Raw genomic sequence first — 3,670 nt, 5'->3', positions numbered from 1 at the left:
CGGTCGACGCGTTCCGCCGCGTCCTGGCCGTGAACCCGGGCAACGAGCGCGCGCTCTACAGCGCCGCCCGCCTGCTCGCCGACGGCGGCGACGCCGCGGCGTCCCGGGCGCTCGCCGAGCGGCTGCTGGCACTCAACCCGCTGCACCTCGAGGCAACCTACCTGCTCGCCCTGCTGGCGCGGGGCGCCGGGGAGCGCGAGCGCGAGCTGCACTACCTGCGGCGCACGCTGTACCTGGCGCCGGGCTTCGTCCTCGGGCACTTCCAGACCGGCCTCCACCACGCCGCCGCCGGGAACGGCCGCCTGGCCCGCCGCAGCCTCGCCAACGCCCTGCGGCTGCTGCGCGGGCGCGACGCGGAGGCGCCGGTCGAGGGCGTCGAGGGCATGACGGTCGGCGGGTTGCGGGAGACCATCCTCGGCATGCTCCCCGACGGCGAGGACGCGCCGTGAGCGCCGGCGTCTGGGAGCGCCGCCGCGAGGAGTCGGAGCGCGTCTGGCGGGATATACGCCAGCGGATCGAGCAGCTCGAGCGCGTCGAGCAGCCTGCCGAGGACCTCGCCCAGGTCTGGCGCCGCAGGGCCACGGAGCTGGCGGCCGCCCCCGACCCCGGGCTGGAGGGCGCCGAGCGGCTTCAACTGGTGGTGGCGGGGGTCGGCGCCGAGCGCTGCGCGCTGGCGGCCACGTCCGTGCGCGAGATCCTGCGCGCGGGCCGGATCACGCCCGTGTGCACCGCTCCCCCCTTCGTCCGGGGGGTGTTCAACCTGCGCGGCGTGGTCCTGGCGGTTCTGGACCTGGCCGTGCTGCTGGGGCGCGAGGCGCCGGAGGTGGGGGAGGCGGCGAGGATACTGGTCGTCGAGGGCTGCGGCATGGCCGTCGGCCTGCTCGCCGAGCGGGTGGAGGGGATCGTCACGGTGCCGGCGGCCGAGCTCAGGCGATCGCTCGGGCCGGGCCGGGGCATGGCGGAGGACGCCGTCGCGGGGATCGTGCCGCACGACGGGGGCATGATCGTGCTCATCGACGTGGAGAAGGTGCTGGGCGCCCCGCGGCTCGTCGTCGACGAGGGGGTCTAGACGCGGCCGGCCGGCGACGTCCGGCGGGCGCGAGGAGGAGCGGATGCTCAAGGGGATGAGGCTCGGACCGAAGGTGATCGTGTCGCTCGGCGTCACGCTCGCGGTGATCCTCGGCGTGTTCATGTTCTTCATGGTGCGCTACCAGCGCGCGGGCGCGCTGGAGCAGGCGAGCCACCTCATGGCGACCGTCGGACAGGCGGTCGTCAAGAGCATGGAGCGCTCGATGCGCGCGGGGGACATGGCGAGCATCCAGGAGATGCTCGAGGGGATGATGGGCGGGGACGTCGCCGGCGTGCGGATCATCGACTGGAACCGCACCGTGACCCAGAGCGGCGCCCGCGGGGAGATCGGCACCCGCGTCGTGGACACCCTGACGGAGGAGGCGTTCAGCGGCGGCAAGCCCGCCTACGACAGCGTGGCGCTGGGCCCCCGCTCGCTGCTGCGCGAGGTCTACCCGCTGCGCAACGCGGTGCAGTGCGCGGGCTGCCACCGGCAGGTGGGGCCGGGCGCGATCCTCGGCGCCGTCGACCTGACCTTCGACGTCGGCCTCATCGGCCAGCACATCTCGGCGATGACGACGGGCATGCTCTGGGGGGGGGCCTTCATCGTCCTCGCCTCGGTCGGGGTGGTGCTCCTGACACTGCAGCCGCTGGTGCTCGGCCCGATCTCGCGGCTCTCGCACGCGGCAACCGCTGCGGCCGCCGGCCGCACCGGCGTCGCCGTGCCGGTGACGAGCGCGGACGAGATCGGCGAGATGGGCGCCGCCTTCAACACGATGCTGCGCAACCTGCAGGACGCCCTCGAGCGCAACGAGGGCATCGTGCGCGGGATCGCGGACCCGATGATCGTGGTCGACCGCGAGGGCGTCGTGACGTTCATGAACGAGGCGTGCGCCCAGCTGACCGGGCACGCGCGCGAGGACGTCGTCGGACGGCTCACCTGCCGCGAGGTCATGGCGTGCGCGGACTGCCGGGACGGCTGCCGGCTCGTGCAGCTGCTGCGCGAGGGGCGCGACGCCGGCACCGAGGAGCGCACCATCTCCACGCGGGACGGCCGCTCCGTCCCGGTGCTGGCGACCTCGTCCCCGATCCGCGACGCCGCGGGCGCCGCGCGCGGGGCGATCGGCATCTTCCGCGACATCTCCGAGCAGCGCCGCGCCGAGCGCAAGCTCGCCAACCGCACCGCCTGGAACGAGTCGGTGATCCGCGCGATCGCGGACCCGATGTTCACCGTCGACACCGAGAAGAAGGTGACGTTCGTCAACGCGGCGGCCGCGGCCCTCGTCGGCTTCGCCCCCGAGGAGATCCTCGGGCGGCCCTGCCACGAGGTCTTCCGCGGGGCCGTCTGCCGCGAGGACTGCCTCTACGGCCGCGCGCAGCGCTCGGGGACGCTCCACGGCGTGGAGCGCGAGGTGCTGGGCCGCGGGCGCGAGGCCGTCCTGGCCCAGGCCAGCGGCTCGGTCCTGCTCAAGGCGGACGGGGCCGGCGCCGGCTTCCTCGAGATCCTGCGCGATGTCACCGAGGAGAAGAAGAACATTCTGAACCTGGTGGACGTGGTCCGGCATGTCCAGGACGCCTCGAGCCAGATCCTCACCACCGCCGGGGAGATCCTCGCCAACACCGAGGAGCAGAAGAAGGGCATGAGCGAGCAGTCCTCGTCCGTCAAGGAGGTCGCGACGACGATCGAGGAGCTCGACATCACCTCGCAGCAGACCGCCGAGAAGGCCGAGCGGGTGGCGCGCTCGGCCCAGCGCTCGGTCGAGACCTCGCGCGAGGGGCAGGCCGCGGTTCGCGACGAGATGGAGACGATGCAGCTGATCCGCGAGCGTGTCGAGGGGATCGCCCGCAAGATCCTCGACCTCTCGGAGCAGGCGCAGCAGATCGGCACCATCGTCACCACGGTCAACGACATTGCGGACCAGACCAACCTGCTCGCGCTCAACGCCGCGATCGAGGCGGCGCGCGCCGGGACCCACGGCAAGGGCTTCGCGGTGGTCGCCACCGAGGTCGGCAAGCTCGCGGAGCAGAGCCGCCTGGCGACCGCGCGCATCGGCGCGCTCGCCGACGACATCCAGAAGCAGACCCGGGCGAGCGTGGTCGCCACGGAGGAGGGCGCCCGGGGCGTGGAGCTCGGCGTGCAGCTCGCGCTCAAGGCCGGCGCGGCGATCGAGAGCGTGATGGCGACCATCGCCGAGACGGCGGAAGCCGTCCAGCAGATCTCGGCGATCGCCAGGCAGCAGTCGGTGGGGATCCAGCAGGTCTCGATCGCGATGGCCAACATCAACGCCGGGATGCGGCAGACGACCGCCAGCGCCGAGGGCCTCCAGCAGGTCGCGGAGGACTTCAACGCGCTGGCCATGGCGCTTCGCAATGTCGCGCGCAAGTACAAGGTCTGAGGCCGGAGGGATCGCGGCGGCGCTCTCCCTCGCGGGGGGGCGGGCCCTCGTCGCCCTGCTGCTGCTCGGGGCGGCGGCGGGGGCGCTCACGCTCGCCGAGGGGGCGCGTCTGCGCGCGGAGCTGGTCCGGCTCGAGCGCGCGCGCGGCATCGAGGCGGCGCTCGGCGACGTCGGCGAGGCCGTGGACGTGCTCGGGCAGCGCCTGG

General features: G+C 73.8%; 4 protein-coding genes. All 4 read left to right on the top strand.

Annotated elements, in window-relative coordinates; all coding sequences use genetic code 11:
* Positions 1–449, top strand: a 449-nt coding sequence (locus VI078_17355; GenBank protein HEY6001054.1) for a hypothetical protein, incomplete at its 5' end; no start/stop codon positions are given.
* Positions 446–1,069, top strand: a complete 624-nt coding sequence (locus tag VI078_17350; GenBank protein ID HEY6001053.1) for a chemotaxis protein CheW — start codon at positions 446–448, stop codon at positions 1,067–1,069. The genes VI078_17355 and VI078_17350, both read left to right, overlap by 4 nt.
* Positions 1,070–1,112: 43 nt before the next feature.
* Entirely contained in the window at positions 1,113–3,464 is a 2,352-nt protein-coding gene (locus tag VI078_17345) for a methyl-accepting chemotaxis protein (protein HEY6001052.1), read from the top strand.
* A partial coding sequence (locus tag VI078_17340) for a hypothetical protein (protein ID HEY6001051.1) occupies positions 3,439–3,670 on the top strand: 232 nt, incomplete at its 3' end. The genes VI078_17345 and VI078_17340, both read left to right, overlap by 26 nt.

Source organism: bacterium, assembly GCA_036524115.1.
Taxonomy (GTDB): domain Bacteria; phylum JAUVQV01; class JAUVQV01; order JAUVQV01; family DATDCY01; genus DATDCY01.
Note: the sequence above shows the minus strand (reverse complement) of the source record. Positions and strands in the feature narration are given on the sequence as shown.